Below are 19,372 nucleotides of genomic sequence, written 5' to 3' on the forward strand. Positions count from 1 at the left end.
CAGTCAATAAACTAAATTTGGGCACACATCAAAAAGTCACGAATGTTATTAAATTAACGATTCGTGACTTTGCGAATAAACTATATAGTTAAACAAACTTTGCTTTTGAGTGATTAAAAAATAGACAAGCATGATGAAAAAAAGCAAAGCACCGATTGGCGTTACGAAGAAGTACGGCTCGTCTTTCATGCCATTTTCCTGTACAGTGACAGGCGCAAACTTTGAAGCGATGAATAAAATGATGCTTTTTGGTGATTTAAGCATGCTTCAAGCAACCTAGATTATCCAAGTGTAGTTTTAGAATAAAACTGAATCGATCTGATTTAAGTAGAAACTATTCTAAAAAGATAATTTTCTTCTGGCTTTTCATAAATCCTTTGTCCTAATATAAAAAAACAATGCGATACTATTGAATTATGTAGATTGTTGTCGAAATATACCTATATATAGTTGTGGGAGGAAGCAAATGAAGAAGAAAAATTTACAGTTACGAAGTATCTCAGGGAAGTTAATGCTACTTATCACAACTATTATACTTGTCACAGTTGTGATTATCGGCTCAACAAGTTATTTGGTTGCCAAAAATCAGCTCTTAGAATCCGGCCAAAGAGAACTACAAAGCATTGTTAAGGGGGCCTATACTTCATTAGAATTGATTAATGAAGAAGTAGAAAGTGGCAAAATAACACTAGCGGAAGGGAAAGAAAAAGCGAGAATTATTCTAAATGGACCAGTAAATGAAAACGGAGATTACGATTATAAAAAATCCGATTTTACTTACAAAGAAAATGGTTATATATTAGCTTTTGACGAGGATTTAGTATTACAACTCCACCCTTCTAAAGTAGGTAGAGCTCCTACCGATGAACTTAACAGAAATAATCGAGAAAAAATAGTTGCAGGCGGCAAGGCCAAAAATGAAGAAGATCGCTATGTCGTTTATTCGGACAAACAGCCAGATGGTTCTTTTAAAGATAAAACAGCCTATACAGAATATTTTGAGCCTTGGGGTTGGACTATTGGAATTGCTGTTTTTCAAGATGAATTTTATGCAGGATTAAACATTTTACAATATATTATCTTTGGTACAACAGTTGTACTCATTATTTTAAGTTCATTTGTGTTTTATTTAGGTATTCGGAGGAAAATACATACTCTGAAAGAAGTAGCTGAAACATCAGCAAAAATTGCTGACGGACATATAATGGTTACCAATCTACCTGAATCAAATGATGAAATTGGACAACTTGCGGTTGCTTTTAATAAAATGTCACAGCAATTACGTACGCTCGTCGAAAATACTAAAAATACTAGTGACCAATTATTGGATTCAGCGACTAACTTATCAGCAATTTCAGAAGAAACATCTGCTAGTAGTGATGAAGTTGGCAGAGCAATTACCGAAATTGCTACTGGCACGCAAGAACAAGCCCATGATTTAGACAAGATTAACCAAACAGTTGAGCTATTATCAAGTTCTATCGATACCACGGAAGAGCAAAGTAAAGTTATGTACGACATTACAAAACATGCAGAAAAAATAACATCCGAGGGAATTGAAATAGTTCAGCAATTACAAAAATCAAACAATGATTCATTAGTAGCATCACAAAAAGTCAGTTATGAAATTACAAATTTAAATAGTAAAATAAATCAAATCACGCAGGTAATGGAAACAATTGAAACAATTGCAGAACAGACAAATTTACTAGCTTTAAATGCGAGTATTGAAGCAGCAAGAGCAGGTGAGTATGGTAGAGGATTTTCAGTTGTTGCCGATGAAATAAGGAAACTAGCAGAACAATCTAAAAATGCTACTCACCAAGTACAAGGAGTCGTTTTGTCCATTGTTTCAGAAACTACTAAAACAGTTGAAACTGTAGAAGTAACAATGGACACTGCTAAAAAGTTAAATGATGATGTTGTTCTAACACAAAGTAAGTTCAATCAGATGTCTGATTCTGTTAAACAAATTGTGGAATCGATTTTAGCAGTAAATAAAGAAATGGACATGATGACATCCTATAATAAGTTGATGAGTGAAGGAATCGAAAGTGCGTCCAGTGTATCAGAACAAACGGCTGCTTCAGTACAGGAAATTGCATCTTCCATAGATGAGCATATTAAAGCAATTGCAGATGTTGCAAATGCTGCTGAAAAGCTAACGGAATTAAATCGCGAATTAAATGCTGTAATGGAGGGATATACTTTATAAAAAGCTAGTGATGTTATTACATCCATATTCCGCAAGCGCTGCGAACAAGTAGCACATCTAGTAAAAAGAAAAAAGACTGTAGACAAATTCAATGAATTTGTTCTACAGTCTGAATAGTGCTCATTATTGAGCACTATTTTCGGGTTTTAATGGTTTTGTAAAATAAAATTTGATGTGTGATTTTTCTTCTTCGGGCGTTAATAAACGAATCGCTTTTCCAACCTCTCCATTTTGCATTTCCCAGATAGAATTATGGTCTTCAACAGCATTAGAAAAGTCGCCTCCCGACCATCTCTCCAATATTTTTATATATACATCGCCATTGTCATAAAGTTTCATATTGAGTTTTGCTATTTCTAACAATCGGTCTACTTTAGCTTGTGTTATTTGCGTATTTCCTATTTTTATGTCATTTTCAGTTTTGACTTTTTGATGGGACATGTTATGGATAATGTTTCTCATTTTAAATTCTTCTAAATCGTCAGGATATGGTATGTTTTCTTTTGCTTCAGAAACAGTATTATCTTTTATCGTTACTTCAACATGTCCAACGGCTGCTTTTTCTTTTTCGGGAGTAGGTTTCCCCAACTGTTCAGTGAATTTGATGTAACCAAAAATTCCTCCAAAAATAACTAATACTGCAATGAGAACAATTGCCGACTTTGTTTTTCTCTGCATATTATTTTAACCCCACTTTTAATTTGTATATAATTGTTTAATTAGGTTAATAATAACAGATTATTGAATTTAAGTTCTACGAGTACCCAGTTACAAGGTGCACCTATATACATTATATATAGTGTGTTGTGTTAACCAATCCAGAATAGATTCATCCGTACAAAGTAAATCAGGTTAACTAACGCAAGTGGTCATAGTCGACTCACTAATAAAGGAGCGGAGTATACGATTAATTTGCAATCTAACAACGGTTTTAGCCGCTGTATAGTAGTGTTGCTCCATAATCGCCGCCCGATTATGATAGATTCTTTTACTTCTAGTTCCTATACAGATACTCATTTGCAAATTGTATAAATCGTCCAAGGAGAAGAAAGTTCAAGGAGCTTATTCCCCTACCATACCGTCGTTATCACGGTCTTGCATATATTTGTACAACCAGTGTTCACGCGTTATTGGCATACTATAACCTGCTGCTTTTGCTTCTTTAATCGTCACTTGTCCATTTCCATCTGTATCAACACTCGAAATATCTTCAGTGCCATTCGAAGCATTGGACTTATTCGAACTTGGTGCCTTATTTGCGTTAGTTGATTTACTTTCAGTTAATCCTAGAGATTTATTTATTTCATCAGGGTTGCCGTTAGCAAACTCATCTACAATTTTATTTCCTTTTAAAGTGTAAGTGTATTTGTAATGAGAAGGAATCTGCGTTTCCTTATTAGGATATGTAATAATAGCTTCGAAATTAGTAGCTCCACCAGCTTTACGAATAGCATCTTCCATATATGCTTGATCACCATGTCGATTAAGGGTGCTATTTTGTGGCGTAATATTATAAGCGTTTGATACCCCACCAAGGGAATCTGCAATAATATGTCCTTCATCTAAATCTGCTCTTTCTACACCAGGAACTTTTGCTTCATCCGCGTAGTATCTGCCAGCTGACGTTACGGGTTCTGTACGGTCATCTTGTAGAACGATTTCGTCAGCAATAACACGAACCAATTGCCCTGCCTCATTCGTAAATGCATAGTAATGACGGTCCCCAAAGCCAATGTCAACGACGACGTTAGGTTCGCGATGTCCTGACAAATCGCCACCATCCACTTCAATCAGTTTGTACCCTTTAAATAGTTCATCTTTTGTTTGAGTTGCTGTATTTTCTGATGCTGTTTTTTCTGTTACCGTAGTTGTTGTTACTTCTTGTGAATTTGTTTCTTTCACTGTAACGGATGCATCTTCTACGTTCGTACAACCAACAATAAAAATGGAAGTAACAAGTAAGATTAAATAGTTTAATTTCTTTTTCATTATAGGACTCCTTACTAGTTTTTTTCTGAATATTCTAGAACTCTGTTAACATTGTTAACCTATTTATAATAGCATATTACAATATTCATTTTATTACAGCAGATACAATTTCAATTTAAGAAGGTACTGCACCCCGATGGTTTTCATTTTAACTCAAGAATAACTCACTCTTTTTCCCCTAGAAAAAAACACCTCCAAATTGAAATCTAGATAGTTACACCCGGATATCAATTGAAAATGCTTTTTTGTCTATACCTATTTTAGGGTCAATTCTCATTGAGTGGTCTTTTTTCTAATCTATTCTTCAACTGGCTTCAATAGATTTGCTGGAATAAAACCAAAATTCACATCTCCCACCATCAAATAACCATTGATCTCAATTCCTGGTGAATAAAAGACTGTTCCCTTCAACTCTTTACCATAGTATCTTGTTATCATCGGACCATTATATTGTTCTGTATCTTCTGTTAATATATACGAGCCTTTATTTCTTGTTTTCTTTTCAAAAATTCCAATATCGGTGCTATCGAGAATACCTGTACTGCTTACATCTCCACCTTCAATGTCTCCAATACAATAATGGTAATTGAATTTACCATTCTCAATAGATACTAATGATACTTGTGGTCTACAAACCTCTTCTCGTTTTCCAACTATAAAAAGTGTGCCATATTCAATGAAGTTATCCATACCGTTCGTTTTCACACCCTGATGATTAATCATGACATAGGCTGGATTGTTATAGAATGATGAACGTATATCGATTGGTACTTCTTTGAAAACTACCAAATCCGTTGCTTGTACCCGATATTGACCCATTTGATAGAATGTTTTGCCATCATATTTTTCAATATCATACGTTTTAAAAAAGTTATTTCGCTTAACCAATAAAGAATCAAACGTACCATTTGAATTTTTCTTGTAAACCTTGATGTCTTTTTTAAAGGTCATTTTTCCTGTTTGCCCTTTTACAACCTCTGCTCCATCATACATCACTTTTGCTTCTGATTTTGTAGGATTTACTATCACAAACACACTTGCTACTAGTAACAAAATAAATATTTTTTTCATTATTCTCCCCTAACTGTTTTATTTCAAACAAACATAATTTCTCATTATTGTATACCAGTAATCTAATATTTACCAATGGATGTTAATAATCCAACAAAAGTAGAGTGTATTTTCTTAACATTATTTTATCCATCTATCATTCAAGCCAATTTAAAAATACCTATGCTATTTGTTTTTGTTGAAAAAATGACTTGCTAAATTGCTCGTAAAACATCCTTCCTTAAATACTTTTCTTTACTATACCATGTGCTACTTTTCTTCATTTCGCTATTTTTGATATCCTCTTGCCAATAAACAACCTGGCTCTTTAATGAAAAAAGCACTTTCCTTATTCCAGGAGAGTACTTAATTGCTTAATAAAACTATATTAAATCTTTTTTAAAAGAAGTTATGGATAGGCGTTCTGTTATACTGATTTCCTCTGTTTTTGAAAATCCATTTTTCAAATAGAAAGTCACAGCTGGTGTATTCTTGGATCCAGTGGATACTATTATTGTTTCAAATCCTTCATTGTCGTTTTCAATAAAATCCAATAATACCTTGGCAATTCCTTTTTTGAAATGTTTAGGATGTACCATTAACCGATGTATATCGATTATACCATTCTCTGCTTTTATAGAAATGACCCCACATAATTCTTCTTCTAAGTAATAACCAAAAAAAGTCTCACCACATTGTTGTAACGTGTAAACTGTATCCTTCAATGGCGGTATATCATAAAAGTCTATTATTTCTGCTTCTATTTTATATGAAGGTATTTGAATGTTTAAAACTTCTTCAGCAAGTTTAAGATTAGTTATATCGATTTTTTTTATCAAATTTATCCCCCTTTAACTTTTTCTACTTTAATTCTAAGAACCGGAGTTTAAGTAAAAGCCTTTTGAACCATCTAGATTTTAATATAAATTTTAAAACCCTTTAATAGTTTTATTTATAACAATCTGGTCGATTGAAAAGAAATAGCACATTGGCTACTTCATAATCTGACTCAAAATATTTCTTACTCTAAAAATTGTCGTACTAGATAATCTCAATGCTTCCCAATTGCACGCATGCTATCCCCTTCTAGCCATCTATGAAGGACTCCAACTTCTCTATTCCCTTCTCAATAATTTTCAATCCGCTGAAGTAAATACTCTTTTGTTATTTTAATTTGCCCTTGTTTGCCCATTACGTTTGCCCTTCTAAGTTATGATATAATGATTTATCTGACAAGCCTTAAAAGGGCATAAACCAATTTCGAGCTGTAGCGTGTGACAACGCTGCGGCTTTTTCTATGTTATAATTTACACAAATTACATATTGAGGTGATATTAGTTATGGAAAATAACAAATTAACCTGCAAGTCCTGCGGCTATAGTTCATTTGGTGAAGGTAAGCTTGATGGCCCTGCAGCATTAAGGCCGGTTAACAATATGCTCTCTATTGGATCTTCACTTATTTTTACTGTATGTCAAAATTGCGGAGAAGTAGCTTCAATTAAAGTTTCTAAACCTAAAAAGTTCAAATAGTTTCGTTTTGAAGCTGTAGCGTGTGACAATGCTGCGGCTTTTTTAATGTATAAATAACCTTAATTTGAACAAATTATTATTGAGTGTATCGCACGCACTTATTAGGTTGTGGCGTTGGTTGACCGTCACGACCTCCCTTCTTTACATAAAAGTTTCTAGGGATAAGTAAACCTCTTCTGAACAGACTAATTTGAGGAGGTGAAAATACTTGTCAAAAAATCGAAACAAGAACCAAACAATTGACCAAATTAGACAAAAAATCCAGCAAGCTGAAGCTAACAAAAATCAAGCTTCTGGTCGTTTTTTAAATCAAAATTTTATGAATTCAACAAACAACGTAGAATTCGGAACTGAGACAGATGTGAAACAAGTACGACAACAAATCCAAAATGCGGAAGCAGACTACATCCAAGGAGCTTCTGGACCTAAAGCAAATTATGGTTTTGGAAATAACTTAAATTAATTGTTTATCCGGCAGATTTTTCCTGTCGGTTTTTGATTTTAATTTCCCCCAATTTTCGCGGACTATTCAATAGTCACCTCTGCCCTTGAATTATCCGAATACACTTACAAACAAATAACTCAGTTACTTGGCTATCGTCATGCCATATAACCTTACTAAGACCGTCTTTCCCCCTTTAATGACCACTTCTTTTTCCATTATTCCGAGTATACCTATGAGGAAAAGCACAGTTTACCTACATGTCTATAATCAATATCCATGTAAATAATTTCGTCTGATTTCAACTCAAAATTTTCAATATATTGTAAGGGCAAAGTTTCAGATTTAAAAGTGAAACAAACATCACCATACGTACCTATTGATGTTGACTTGAATCATCGGTAGGTAAAACAAGCCATATAAATTTCGTTCCTTAGAACACCTGAAAGTACATTCCCTAAAAAGCTGTGGAAAATCCAAGAAATGTTGATTTAACAGCATTTCTCGAATTCGGTCTCTCTCTAAACTTTTTAGGAACGTTTTTTAGAATTATTTTGTATACTTTATAACTACTTGTTTTACTAAAGCCCTGTTACTTGAATAGAAATTTAATTTCTAAATAAAGCGATACTTACTTGAAAATTGCGTGATAACCAAAATACTCGTTAACCCAGCAATGAAATACCATATTGTATTAAAAGGAACTATATACATTAATACACCAAATAAAATAGCTGTTAAAAAGCTAACTGTAATTGATTGTACATTCGTAATTTTATCTTGAATTAAATAATATAAAGTGAATGGTAATGCTAAAGTAAATAACGGAATATAAATTGTTACAATAGATGTTTCAATGAGGGATATTGAAAGCACGGCTATTATGAAACCTATTGACGTAGTAAGTGTTCTCCCCACAAATACTTTCCCAGTAAAATAGCCGTATAGCAGAATAAACATAAGCGTTAAACTACAACAAATCCCCGTTATTAAAACAAATGGATGACCTATGAATAAAGCTGCTATTGAGAAAAAAACTAAAGAAACGAATGGCAGCAGCAATATTGAAGGATTTTGAACTTTTTCTATATTCATTACATTCGTAAAACTTACAAGAAGTAATAAAGTAAATGGAACCGTCAAATATCCCAATTCAAAGTGATTACCTAGACTAATATGACTAACCTCGAGGTTTCCGATCATTATGATTACAAGTGACGCACTGATTTGACCAAGCAACCCCAATGTGCTTGATAATTTAAAAGCTTGAGTAAGCTTATTCGTAATTACAATTAAAACGACACCAATAAATAAAGCTGAATATAACAAAATTCCCCCTCCTAAAATAATTCTTTTGAAATAATCAGATTTAAACACTTTAATTACAAATTATACATTATATGAAAAAAATAGAAAACCATAGTAATGCACTTAGTGTTGTAAAGCTATATGAATCACAATAAGAACTTATTTTTTATTTTTTAATTCTAAAAGTATAGGTGCTATATTTAGTAAGATAGAAACAATTGTCAAAAACCAAAATACCCTTTCAAAATTAGGTACTTCCCATAAAGCTGGCCAGTTTTCTACTTTTACCCACTCCGTTACAAGACTGTAGTTTTGTACGCCTTTTCTGTAAGCATTTTGACATTACCATCATATCTCGATTATTCGGTTTTTTCTTTAACATTAGGTTAAGTTTGAGATAGTATCCTCAAAATGTATTCCCATTCATGAATTAGTTCCAACTATACTTTAACCTAATCGTTTTTCAGTAATTTATCCAAGAACAATTTAGACATGTAAATATTAAACTGTTAATACCTATAGCCACTTAACTATGAAGATAAAGAAAAAGAAAAAGAAAAGCAACCGACTTCTTCGATTCCATTTTATAAAATGGTCGGTTTTAGGTCGGTTGCTCTTATTCTGATAGTTTTAGACTTGTTATAACCCTTGCTATATCAACTACTCTTGAATAGCAGCTTCTAAAGCAACAACGATCATATCGTTGAATCAGGGGTACTTTTTTAAAAAACAAGGTACTTCAAATGCCTTGATTTAACAACATTTTGCGCTTGATGAATTACATCTTAAATTGTTTAATTACTTCTATTGTTAACTAATTTTACATTGTTGGTCGCTTTTTGGTCGCCCAAAGTTGCTTCTTTTCTTTTTATACTAAACAAAAAGCCCACTTCATCATGGAGTGGGCTTTTTGGTAATTTATGGTTATCTCTAAGTTAGATATGTCATATTGCTTGGCTATGTCATTTTCCACGCATGACCAAAATGTATTAGGATAATTTTATTTAAGTTATAAACCTTTAATAATTATAAAAGTTCGTATACATTCGGTAAATCAAATTTAATCTCATATGGTGAATAATAACGGATGCCATTAGTACTTATTATTTTCTCAATATTATTTTTTAGGCCTAATACGTTTCCATTATTTAGCTTAATAAAAACATTCCCACTTTCTTCGACTATTTGTGAGTAGCCATTGCCATGATGTAAATCATAAGTTGCTTTAACAGGTTTTAAATACTGAATTTGTTCCTCGCGAGTATATTCTTTTGATTCTCCTTTTACTAAATATGTTAAAAGTTCCAGTCCGAGTATACGATTCAAATTTTCATGCTTCATTTGATTTTGGTAATTGCGTAAGCACTTATAGCAAGATGATTCACAGTCATTTATACAATGAGTTAATACATTAAATGTTTCAGGAATAATATCTTTAATTCGTTCTCCTGCTACATAAGAATATCCAGCACCCCCAGATAAGGTATCGAATAAATATAAATCGGCATAGCTATCACCTTGATCATTATGAACAATTCTGTATCCTACTGTTAATTCCTGCGCATCAATATCTAACACTCGGCTAGCTGCTAATACAAGACCTTCTCCTATTGTTAATAATGCATCATGAAGCCATTGTTTATTTGCATTGAAATCAAGTTGAGTATCCATATTGAAGCGGATTAAAAATAAATCGGAAGTGAATTTATTACCAAGATAAATTTGCTGTAAGTTACCGGAGCATTTTTTCTCAACCATGCCCTGGCGCTGGAATGGTTTATCATGACCTTTTGATAAATCGTCCTTCTCTAATACAGGCTTAATATATCCACAGTCCTCACACATATAGAAGCCGCTTTCTCCATCAATACCTCTATTCATTACAATAAGTTCTTCATTTTCTCTATGTTTGTATTGAATAAAGCCTAATTCATTATAATTTTCGAATTCAAACTTCATTATTTCGTTTGGAACAGGTAATTGTGGCGTGCTTGAAAAGCTATATTCCTGCGCTAAATCCCCCTTCCGTACCTCTCTCCCTTTTTCAGGCGAAAAGCCCGTAGGACGAATATAAGGCATTGATTTTAATTCTTCTTTACAGTTCGGACATTTTCCATCGGTATTGTTAGATAATTTTGTATAGTTACATTTCACACAGAAAGTTACATATTCGCCAATTAAATTTAGATCCTGTGCAGGTGCTTCAGGGTTTTTAGAAAATGGATTATAAATCCCACCTATACGATACGTCTTTTTATTTACTACAATTTGTCGTCCAGGTGCGTATTCACCTAAAGCACGGTTTAACTCCAATTGTGGTCTTTGTTCCGTAATGACTTTATTTTTCTTATCACGCCCTTGTATATAAAGACTTGTTAAATCTTGTGGGAAAGCGTATGTTGGCAAGAAACCATGATTGAATAGAAAGTTTAGTAATAATTCATCTGAGTGTTTTTCTATGAATTGGTCATCTTCCTTAATTAGTCCCTCGCATCTAATTAATTCTTCTTCAATGATACAAAAAGCATCATATAAATCCTGTTCTATATTTTCTGCTGCTTCTTTAATTAAAAGCCATTTATCATCTTTATTTTCTATTGCTTCTTCAGGAATAATGGAGAAAATCTCAGGATACTTTTTAAAATTTGTTTTTACATGCTTAACTAACCAATCTGCAAAACTATCTAAATTAAACTCTGAGTCACCTTTAAAGAAGTCTAGAGTAGTGCCTAGAGAGTCAGAAATATTACTAGTTGCTAGTTCCCCATCTTGTGCATGGTTATGGAAATATGTCTGAATTAGTAAAGCATTTAAATGACGCTTAATAATCTTTTTGTTGTTAATATATATTAGTGCTTCTCGCGTATCTCCACTAATTATTAACTTCGGATTATTAAAGTAATAATGATCATGTGGTCCATCCTGTGCATAGGTGATAACAGTTGATAATGATGATCCACGACGGCCCGCACGACCCGCTCTTTGTTGATAGTTCTCACGCTGTGGTGGTATATTACGCATTCCCACAGCTGTTAAAGAGCCAATATCAATACCTACTTCCATAGTAGTTGTACAGCTTAAAATATCTACAATTCCTAAGCTTTCATCAAGTACGATGTCTTGGAAAGCCATCTCATATTGTTCTGTTGTAGCTAATGCAATACTTGAATCCTTTTGAGATAACTGTGCAGTATGTTCTTCCACTGAAACATTTGTAACCTTTTCACCTGCTAATACCTCTGCAATCGGTGTTCGCCAGTACCCTTTTTCAGCTTTTAACATATCACTATTTGGTAGTAATTCTTTAATAGTATTTGCATTACAGCTAGGACAAATATTATGTGGTACAACTGCATGAATTTGTTTACAAGAAGTACATTTATACCATGTAAAATTAATGCCGTCGGCAATTTTTAGTTTATCTAAATCTAAGTAGTATTTATCTAACTGGCTTCTACAAAGTTGATCAAACAAATGCTGAAGAAGTTCTTCTTTATGTTCTTCCCCTACAAAACTAGCAATGATAGTCTGTAGCTGCTTTGAAATAGTACGGCTTGTTTTACCCCATTCTGATTCATCACGATACACGCCTAGTAATTCACGTCTATCATAGACATCTAAACTAATATCAATACAAATATTATCTAGCAATTCCTTAATAAATAGTATAGCAATCTTCTCTAAATCTTCTTTACTAATCCATTCTTTCACTTGATCATCACGGTATAACCTTTTCATATTCGCTGGCACAACAATACCCGTAGTCGTATCATAAATTGAATAACCTGGGGAAGAAATAATTTCTAACATACGTAGTTTAAATTCTTCTCGAATAGACATGGAAATCTCATCAAATTCTACATCAGATAATCTTTTTTCATAGAAGTCTTTAACATAGCTTTTTATATCCTTAATTAAGTCTTTTCTTTGCAATTGCGAAAATAAAAGTAAGCGGTTTTCATGTATAAAATGTAAAACAGTAGGATATAATTCACGACCTATTGTTGCACGTATACCTTGTTTTTCAAGCTCAAAGGCAGCTTTTAAAATTAATTGACGTATAGCATCCTTTTCTACCTCATTTGGAATATCTCGTGCCAAACGTGCAGCCTTTTGACGCCCATCTGAAAAGATAAGTACTTTACGCCCCTCGTTTATATTCTTTTCTTTACCTTCTACAGGTGGCTGTATATTAAATTGCTCACGAATTAAATTGGCAAATGGCTGTTCCCCTTTAATTCGTAGATCTCGAATATTAAACTTCGCACTTTTTAAACAGCAGGGGCACTTTTCAAATGAATGTGCATTTGAGTAGTATTTATTATGTTTTCGCTTAGAAATTTTTTCAACAGACTCGTATACCTGGATATACTCTTCCTCTGAAGTGGGTGGCTCTGCTCTAAGATAACCCGTTTCTATATGCAACCATAAAGGAGCTATTCTATTCTTCTCTATAGCCTCCGGATGCGGCACCTCGACCAACAAATGAATTTCCTTTAATTTCTCCCCAACAATTCCATGTCCGCTTTCATTCCAAAGGTATGTTGGATAGGTTGCGTTTTCTTGGATATAACCTTTAATAAAAGCAGACCCACAATAACGATGTGTCACTACTTCATAGACACGAGCTCCACAATTACAAGTTACACGGTAATCATCAAATATTTTACCTAGTAAACTAGATTCATTACAGCTAGTACATTTAGGATTTAAACATGTATAGATACCCGATAAACCTCGGAAAAAGATATGTACACGTGCCGGAAGTAATACACGTCCGTCCTTATTCGCTGCGTTCGCCAATAATAAAAGATTGCTAATGGCTTTCTCAGCAATTTCTTGCTCAATGCCTGGACAAACAAGATTTACGATTTCTTTTAAGGAAGTTGCTTGTCCACTAATTTCTGAAATTACTTTTTCCAATGGTCCAAAACCGTTTAATTGTTCATATAAATACTTTGGAAAATCACTATGTTCACCTGGCGGTTCAATCCACTTCAGTGAAGTAAAGAATGAACTCATTTCCTGTATGCTATCTTTATATTCAGTTTTATATTTAATAAATGATTCACTATTCATAGCTGCTAATGTTTGTATTTCTTCTAAAGTTGCTACTCGAGCAGGTGAACGTACTTCCTTTGTACCTTTAATTAGCTTAAATTGACGTGTCGCAGGTTTCCCTGTCAATTGTTCAGCGAATTTAATTGGAGCTTGTAAATCATCTTCTTTACCTAAACTTGCAGATGTTAGAATACATTTCATCCGATCACGTTCAATACCTAAACGAGACTGAAGACGACGAATCAGTAACGCTACTTCGGCACCACCAGTACCTCTATACATATGTGCTTCATCTAGAATTAATAAGAAATGATTGTCTTTACTTTCGGCTAGCCATTCTTTTGTATGTTCCCAAATTGAACGTTCGATTGGACGCATTAGCATATATTCTAGCATCGAGTAGTTTGTAACAAGTATATCAGGAGGAGTATCCTGCATCTCGTGACGTGTAAATAGTTCTGCATCTGAAGGTAGACCACGATAACGATCTCGATTGTTCTTTTTAGAGTTTCTGAATGACTGTAAATCCTTTGCGGGCCATTTTCCTCGTTCCACCATTTCCTCTACTCTATCAGGCATCGTTTCTTCTAATCTCGTGTAATAATTTAAAATATCATTTAATTGATAACGATCCTTAGAGGCTGAATGTGCTCCCGCATAAGGTGTTCTAGATGTGTACATTCCAAACTGAACATTTCTATTAGCAACATCATTAAACTTTTGCTTTACATGGTTATCCCCAAACAAACGGCGCAAACGAGTCATTTGGTCACTTACTAATGCATTCATGGGGTAAAGAACTAATGCACGGACAGCCCGTTTTTTGAAATGCATAGGTCTTTCACAAGCTTCTTCATAAAGTGTATTTAAGACAGGATGTAAGAAAGATTCGGTTTTCCCCGAACCAGTACCTGTTGAAACAATTAAATCATTATGATGATGTAAAAATGCCTCCATTGCTTGTTGTTGATGCAAGTACGGGCGAGAAAATACACCAACAGAGTGCTTTAAATTTGCTAATTCCGTCATAAACTTTTGAGCTACTGTTGGTATGTCCATATCGACATATAAATCCCCTTGTTCATAAACTGGTGTAGATTCAATATATGGTTCTGTAGAAATAACACCTGGCTTATAGAGTAATTCTGTACGCTTTTTTTGAAGTGACGGCTCACTAATTGGATACTGTGTTTCAATATATTCAGCTAACTTTCGATGCAAGCGTTTCGTTACATAATTAATTGTGTATTCCATCAATTAGTACTCCTTCTTCTGTTAATTTGCAATTTGCTAGTATTGCATGTACATTGTGGATTTGATTTTCTGTAGTAAGGTAGCTTTTAGGCCATTTACTTTCATTTGGCGTAGCAATTAGGCGTAAAAGTATATTTTCTTCTTTTGGAATTAAAAAATTTAACTTAATCTCAATATAGCCATTTTTATGTCTAATTAATTCATATTTAGAGGTTACATTTTTTCGAAAACGGAGTGCCAATCGAAGCCTGACAAACATACTATTGGCTATTTGAGTAACGTACCATTCTTCATTTTTCCATTGTGCCAAATACTTCTCAGGTTTAATATTGCTCCCGATTACTCGATCAAAATAAAGGATATACAATTCATCTTCTTGCATATTTTTTATAGTAGAAGTTTTAAATGAACCCTTCTCTGAAAAAAATATCATTTCATCGGGTTCAATATCGTGGTGATTTGTTAGCTTACTAGTATAAACACTTAATAACGTATCAAAAGTTGGTCGATAAATATATTCATCATGTGTAAGAGATACCGATAATGGTTGAGAAATGCTTCGTCCAATACCTAGTCCGCCTGGGTTAGGTTCATTTAAAGAACTTATTGCTACATATTGTCCGTCTGGAAGTTGAACAGTCCTTTCAGGTGGCAATGTGTAATAACCGTAACCTACATGAATAATTTCACCCTGTTGAGCAAGATAATGAATAAACTGTGTAGGAACTGATTGTTTTTCATCTTTAAAAAAAGTTAGGAATATATTATTTTCTTTTGTAAATATTCTTTCAAGCACAGATGTTAAAAAACGAGAATGCACTTTATTAGTTTGAAACTCCTCACAAAGTCCAATAATTAAATGTTTTACATAGCAACTATAATGATTAATACATTGTTGTATAATGCTGTATTCGTTGTTCATTATACCCCCGCTCCTATTAAATCTTTTTGCTTGATCTTAATTGAATTTTGGAATATTATATAACACCATTCATATAATTCATCTTCAGAAACGAATTCTTTCAGCTGATTTAACCATTCCACCAATTGATGAGGAATTTCCACATCAAGATCTTTAACATCTTCAATCCATTCTCTGAAATCTCTGCGAATTACAATTGGATTTTCTTCAATAACAGATATTTCAAGCTGCCCAAGTGTTAGTTGTCCTGATTGGAGCGCTTTAAAATTACGTTTATTCATAAAGCGAGAAATGTAATCCACCGAATTAATAAGAGGTATATTTGGCATTCTCTCTATGAACGTAGTGGCTTCTTCGATAGAATCAATTGTGATAAATGTCACATCTGGCGTTAGCATGTCTTCTACCCATTTATTTTGCTTAAAGAATGTTGGTAAACTATATAATGCTGCAGTTGTATGTGGATTATGAATAATAAGTGCTTTAACCACTTCAGACATTGAAAAATGTGAGTACTGGTGATGTAATTCATTTAATGAAAATGTTTCTATTTCTGGAAGTACAGTTAAAGTTTGTTCACTTGCAATTGTTTTAGCAATACATTGTGCTAATTCGAAACTACTATTCCCATAAATAATGATAGGCTCACCTAATATAACTGCGGTTAAAACAGTGGCAGCTAATGCACCATTTTCGTCATTTCCTTTAAAAATTATAAGGTTATTGTTAAGTTGATATTTAAAATCATTAAAACTTAATAATGACTCCCCTATAATTGATTGAAGCTGAGCAAAAACACGCTGCATATTATTTGGAGAAGAAGTAGCTGTTGCTAATTGTGGAAGTAGTAGGTTAGATATAGCTAGTTGTTCTCCGTATACAGTAGAGAATTCATTTTGTAATTGCTCGATTTTATTTTGCATGGTTTTTTGAATACCTGAAAACTGCGCTTTTATTGTATCTAAAGCTTGTGATTCAATATAGTAAGTATTTTTTAACCGCTCTAATTCTTGCTTCCAATTATTATTTTCTTTTGCAAGTTTCTCGTTTTCTTTTAAAAACTTATCATATTCTTTTTCAAAATCCTTTTGAATTTGTTGTTCGATGATTGTCTTTGTTATCTCTAAATCTAATAGTAACTCTGTAAATAACGAGATTGTATCATCTGATAGAGTATGACCCTCCATTATTTGAATGGCCCTTTGCAAACGTTCTCGTAAATGTGTTCCCTGAGCCTTATCAGAACCATACCAATCCTTTAATCGGCCAATCATTTTACGTGACAACTCAGATAAATCAGTATTATCTTTTAACTGTTTTAAAGCATCACTAATTACTCGTTGTTCATTTGCAACATCGATCCAACCTACTATATTTTCTGATTCAAGTTGATCCGAACAAAAAAGACGTTCTTGATTTCGATAAGTATCAAATATTGCGGAAATGTCAACATCTTGTTGGAAATATGGTATGAAATTAAGTTCTTTATCTTTGCAAAGATAAATGCCGTCTTTAAATTCCATTTGAAGAGGACCTATTAAATAATCATCTGCAGTTCTAAAAAGTATTTGATTAGATACCACAAATGGAATAGAAATACCTTTACTTAATAACTTTATAATACCCTGTTTATCATTATTAATAGTTTCATCAAGGTCAATTACTTCATAGAGATTAAGATTAAAGATTTCTTTTCCTAGGAAGTATTTCATTGAGCCTATTCTAGAAGTATCAAATGTATTAGATTCAATAAGCTCATAAAAACGAAAAACTTCTTTTTGTGGTGGTATAAAAGATTCTGTAATAAAAACTCTACCTGTATTAGGGAATACAGAAAGTAAATCATTTTCATCTAAGACTTCTATTCCCCCGTTACTGTATAAAGCATATGGTTGTGCACCTGTTGCATCAGAGGAATGTCCTTCTTTTTGAATTATACGTTTATAAATTTTAACTAAAGCTATCATTGAATAAGTTTCATCTCCTTTATTATCTCTACTATTGGTTTCGGCATACGTATCCCTAGGCGACGAATATAATATAGTATTTTATCTTTATACACATAGGTGCTATTCATTACAGTATTATTTAAAAACAGAACGTCATCTATTAAACAAATCACCTTTGGATATAAATGGTTATTTTTATATAACTTCAGAATTTCTTCAAATGCTATATTGTTAAGTAAAGCAGACGGTTCTTTAACATTAATACTCCACAGAGTAGGAAAGTCGATACGTATTGGCGCATTAAAAGTATTTTTCCCGCCATATTTAATTTCATAATTTATATCTGACTCAGTTTGAATAGCTATGGATAAATTTGTTTGCAAATCTATTTGCTCTGTATGTAGTTGGCTAATCTTAAAAAGCATATCTTTATTAGCAAATATAGCTTCTCCCATGAAATTACGGTTATATTTTAATGATGGATTATAACGTACTGTTATAAAATCTGATACCTCTTGATCCACATAGAGTAAATAATCTCCAGGTTCTTTTAAGGTTATATCTACTTTCTGATTACCTTGTATTTTAAATACCTGTCTACTATTATTAGGTTCTATGATAATTATTCTCTGTTCGATTGGTCTTTCTCCGATATTCGTTAATTGCCATGTACTCCTATAACTATTTATCTCGATAATTGTGCCAATTTTTTTAAAAGAGACTGGTGAATAAAGATCTAAATAACAAGTTGCAGCCAAAAGTGTATAGTAAAGAATTCTTGTAAACCAATTTTGCAATTCATCAGAAAAAGCTATAGGCATTATTAACTCATATATATAGAATTCCTCGTATTTTACTTGACTAACTAATTCTATATCTGAATGAATAGATATTAATGGTATCAATGATACAACAAAGAACTTTCCAGATAGTGTTATCCTACGATACGGTATGCTAATGTACTGGCCTTGTATTTCTTTAAATATTAGAGGTCCTTCAATGAAAGGTTCAAAATCTCCGCTAATTTGAAGTCCCACTATTTTCTCGTAACGTTCATTTGAAGAATACAATCTATACTTACCAAGCAAAGGTACTTCATGCTCAGAAGCAGCACGAGCTGGTAATAGACGAACAGTATTAAATTCAAACTCTGGAATCTGGTCACAATGATACGTATAGTACAAATTTTGAAGTTGCATATTTACATTAAATTGCTTAATCAATGGTAACTTTAATTGAAACATGTAATCTTGGTCTTCCCTTTTTAACACAAGCCTCACTCTTTGACGCGCTTTAAGTTCTTGATCATACATACTGTATTCTCCAACGCTCTGAGAATATAATTCACAAACAGCCTTTACTTCATCTGAAACTCCTTTACCATGTCGAAAATGCGGTGTATTCTTTCTTCCTGGGTAAAAATGAAGGGCCTCATTGCATGAAGGACAAAAATATCTTCGTCCCTTCACCGCATCTTGCGTTGTAATTAACTGATAGTCCGCTGTGTATGCTATGTTCATTTAATCACCCCCATAAAAAATCCTTATTAACAAAGTTATATACAATCATACAATATTACCCATGGTAAATAAATATAATAAGAAATTTTACCCATCTAAATTTATTACTAAAAAAGCAGTAGCTATAGAT

13 protein-coding genes are annotated in these 19,372 nt (G+C 33.1%); 3 read left to right on the plus strand and 10 right to left on the minus strand.

Translation table 11 applies throughout. The features are described from left to right. Positions 1 to 48: 48 nt before the first annotated feature. Entirely contained in the window at positions 49 to 264 is a 216-nt protein-coding gene (locus MKY08_RS11140) for a DUF3955 domain-containing protein (RefSeq protein ID WP_069512506.1), read from the minus strand. Between the two features lie 202 nt (positions 265 to 466). On the opposite strand from MKY08_RS11140, the gene MKY08_RS11145 reads away from it, so the two are divergent. Beyond that, entirely contained in the window at positions 467 to 2,215 is a 1,749-nt protein-coding gene (locus MKY08_RS11145) for a methyl-accepting chemotaxis protein (protein ID WP_069512505.1), read from the plus strand. A 123-nt stretch (positions 2,216 to 2,338) separates the two neighbouring features. On the opposite strand, the gene MKY08_RS11150 is transcribed toward MKY08_RS11145, so the two are convergent. The 4 genes from MKY08_RS11150 to MKY08_RS11165 all read right to left on the minus strand — a co-directional run bounded on the left by MKY08_RS11150 (position 2,339) and on the right by MKY08_RS11165 (position 6,093). Further along, positions 2,339 to 2,893, minus strand: coding sequence for a DUF6241 domain-containing protein (locus tag MKY08_RS11150; protein WP_069512504.1), 555 nt, complete (start codon positions 2,891 to 2,893; stop codon positions 2,339 to 2,341). Between the two features lie 384 nt (positions 2,894 to 3,277). Then, on the minus strand, positions 3,278 to 4,204 hold the full coding sequence (locus tag MKY08_RS11155) for a DNA/RNA non-specific endonuclease (protein ID WP_069512503.1): 927 nt from the start codon (positions 4,202 to 4,204) through the stop codon (positions 3,278 to 3,280). 297 nt (positions 4,205 to 4,501) lie between these two features. Further along, positions 4,502 to 5,275 (minus strand): hypothetical protein, encoded by a 774-nt coding sequence (locus tag MKY08_RS11160; RefSeq protein WP_069512502.1) that lies wholly within the window; start codon positions 5,273 to 5,275, stop codon positions 4,502 to 4,504. 362 nt (positions 5,276 to 5,637) lie between these two features. Next, positions 5,638 to 6,093 (minus strand): GNAT family N-acetyltransferase, encoded by a 456-nt coding sequence (locus MKY08_RS11165; protein ID WP_069512501.1) that lies wholly within the window; start codon positions 6,091 to 6,093, stop codon positions 5,638 to 5,640. A 501-nt stretch (positions 6,094 to 6,594) separates the two neighbouring features. Between MKY08_RS11165 and MKY08_RS11170 the strand changes: the two genes are divergently transcribed. Continuing rightward, a complete protein-coding gene (locus tag MKY08_RS11170) occupies positions 6,595 to 6,786 on the plus strand; it encodes a hypothetical protein (RefSeq protein ID WP_069512500.1) in 192 nt (63 codons plus the stop codon). A gap of 208 nt (positions 6,787 to 6,994) precedes the next feature. After that, complete coding sequence (locus MKY08_RS11175; RefSeq protein ID WP_069512499.1) at positions 6,995 to 7,249, plus strand: hypothetical protein; 255 nt, start codon at positions 6,995 to 6,997, stop codon at positions 7,247 to 7,249. A 594-nt stretch (positions 7,250 to 7,843) separates the two neighbouring features. On the opposite strand, the gene MKY08_RS11180 is transcribed toward MKY08_RS11175, so the two are convergent. From MKY08_RS11180 to MKY08_RS11200, 5 genes are all read right to left on the minus strand, one after another. After that, a complete protein-coding gene (locus MKY08_RS11180; protein WP_069512498.1) occupies positions 7,844 to 8,557 on the minus strand; it encodes a UDP-N-acetylmuramyl pentapeptide phosphotransferase in 714 nt (237 codons plus the stop codon). 1,005 nt (positions 8,558 to 9,562) lie between these two features. After that, positions 9,563 to 14,851 (minus strand): DEAD/DEAH box helicase, encoded by a 5,289-nt coding sequence (locus tag MKY08_RS11185; protein ID WP_256093190.1) that lies wholly within the window; start codon positions 14,849 to 14,851, stop codon positions 9,563 to 9,565. Continuing rightward, positions 14,835 to 15,773, minus strand: a complete 939-nt coding sequence (locus MKY08_RS11190) for a hypothetical protein (RefSeq protein WP_069512496.1) — start codon at positions 15,771 to 15,773, stop codon at positions 14,835 to 14,837. Before MKY08_RS11190 ends, MKY08_RS11185 begins: the two co-directional genes overlap by 17 nt. Next, positions 15,773 to 17,740, minus strand: a complete 1,968-nt coding sequence (locus MKY08_RS11195; protein WP_069512495.1) for a hypothetical protein — start codon at positions 17,738 to 17,740, stop codon at positions 15,773 to 15,775. The genes MKY08_RS11190 and MKY08_RS11195 overlap by 1 nt, the downstream gene beginning before the upstream one ends. Further along, positions 17,737 to 19,242: a hypothetical protein gene (locus MKY08_RS11200; protein WP_069512494.1), complete on the minus strand. Its 1,506-nt coding sequence runs from the start codon at positions 19,240 to 19,242 to the stop codon at positions 17,737 to 17,739. The genes MKY08_RS11195 and MKY08_RS11200 overlap by 4 nt, the downstream gene beginning before the upstream one ends. Between the last annotated feature and the right edge of the window lie 130 nt (positions 19,243 to 19,372).

The sequence above is a fragment of the Lysinibacillus sp. FSL M8-0337 genome (assembly GCF_038593855.1).
Taxonomy (GTDB): domain Bacteria; phylum Bacillota; class Bacilli; order Bacillales_A; family Planococcaceae; genus Lysinibacillus; species Lysinibacillus sphaericus_D.